General features: G+C 73.9%; 2 protein-coding genes and 1 pseudogene. 1 reads left to right on the top strand and 2 read right to left on the bottom strand.

The genetic code is table 11. The annotated features are described in order from the left end of the window. Together AC2W7M_RS24940 and AC2W7M_RS24945 are read right to left on the bottom strand one after the other, a co-directional pair. Nucleotides 1–221, bottom strand: a pseudogene (locus tag AC2W7M_RS24940) (SDR family NAD(P)-dependent oxidoreductase); the annotation flags it as partial. A 55-nt stretch (nt 222–276) separates the two neighbouring features. Then, a complete protein-coding gene (locus AC2W7M_RS24945; RefSeq protein ID WP_486135750.1) occupies nt 277–651 on the bottom strand; it encodes a nucleoside deaminase in 375 nt (124 codons plus the stop codon). Between the two features lie 134 nt (nt 652–785). On the opposite strand from AC2W7M_RS24945, the gene AC2W7M_RS24950 reads away from it, so the two are divergent. After that, nucleotides 786–1,692 (top strand): pseudouridine synthase (locus AC2W7M_RS24950; RefSeq protein WP_486135752.1); only part of this gene is annotated, 907 nt, incomplete at its 3' end.

A 1,692-nucleotide genomic window follows, 5' to 3' on the forward strand; every position in this document is an offset into this window, starting at 1 on the left:
GGCGGGGCGGAGGCGACCAGCAGGTCGGCCTGCGCCAGCGCCGCCGCCAGGTCCGGCGACAGCGTCTGCCCATCGAACACGAAGCCCTCCACCCCCGCCGGCATGGCATGCGCCTTGTCCGGCGCGCGGGCGGTGCCGATCACGCGGGAGAAGGCGGCAGGGTGGAGCGCCACCAGATGGCGCGCGCAATAGCCGAAGCCGAGGGCGGCGAGGGTCGTCATGCCGTGGTCTTGCCCGAGGGGGCGGCTGCAGGCAAGGGCGCCGCGGCCGGCGCCTTCACCGCCGCTCCCGGAAGAACGCCTTCAGCACCTCGGCCGCCTGGCGCTCGGCGATGCCGCCATAGACCTCCGGCGCGTGGTGGCAGGTCGGCTGCGAGAAGAAGCGCGGGCCGTGCTCCACGCCGCCGCCCTTGGGATCGGCGGCGGCGAAATAGAGCCGGCGGATGCGGGCGAAGGAGATGGCGGCGGCGCACATGGCGCACGGCTCCAGCGTCACGTAGAGGTCGCAGTTCAGCAGCCGCTCGGACTTCAGCGCCGCCCCGCCGGCCCGCAGCACCAGGATTTCCGCGTGCGCGGTGGGGTCGGACAGCTCGCGCGTGCGGTTGCCGTCGCGGGCGATGACCTGGGAGCCGCGCACCAGCACCGCCCCCACCGGAACCTCGCCGCGCTCGGCGGCGCGCGCGCCTCGTTGAGCGCCATCTGCATGAAGGTTCCCGACATCCGATCTCCGCCACCGCCGCGAAAGCGCCGCTCGCGGCCGCGCCCGCGCTGTGCTATCGCCCCTCCATGCCCCGCACCACACCGCCCCGCAAGGAAAAGAACCGCGTGCCGCGCGACAAGCGCGCGCTCCCCGCGGCCCCCGCCAAGGACGCCGAGCGCGTCGCCAAGGTCATCGCCCGCGCCGGGCTCGGCTCGCGCCGGGAGATCGAGGACTGGATCACCGAAGGCCGCGTCGCCGTGAACGGCACGGTGCTGGAAACGCCGGCCTTCACCGTCACCGCCGCCGACGCCATCACCGTGGACGGCGAACCCCTGCCCGAGCGCGAGCGCACGCGCCTCTTCATTTACCACAAGCCGCGCGGCGTCGTGACCACCAACCGGGACCCGGAAGGGCGCACGACGCTGTTCGAGATCCTGCCGCAGGGCCTGCCGCGCCTCGTCAGCGTCGGCCGCCTCGACCTCAATTCCGAGGGCCTGCTGCTGCTCACCAATGACGGCGGCCTCGCCCGGGTGCTGGAGCTGCCCGAGACCGGGTGGCTGCGCCGCTACCGGGTGCGCGCCAATGGCAGCGTCGACCCGGCGCAGCTCGACGCGCTGATCAAGGGCATCACCGTGGACGGGGTGGAGTACGGCCCCATCGAGGCGACGCTCGACCGCACCCAGGGCGCCAATGCCTGGCTCACGGTGGCGCTGCGCGAGGGCAAGAACCGCGAGGTGCGCAACGTGCTCGGCGCGCTCGGCCTCACGGTCGGGCGGCTGATCCGCGTCTCCTACGGGCCGTTCCAGCTGGGCGATATCCCCGAGGGCGGCATCGAGGAGGTGAAGACCCGCATCCTGCGCGACCAGATCGGCAACGAGATCGCCGCCGCGGCCGGCGCCGACTTCGCCGGTCCGCTGGTGGAGCGCGAGATCGAGCCCGTGCCCGCCCCGTGCGCTGCGGCCCGCCGGCAAGCGGCAGGCGAAGCGCGAGGAG

The organism is Xanthobacter sp. BG11Y11_SDJG (assembly GCF_057364445.1).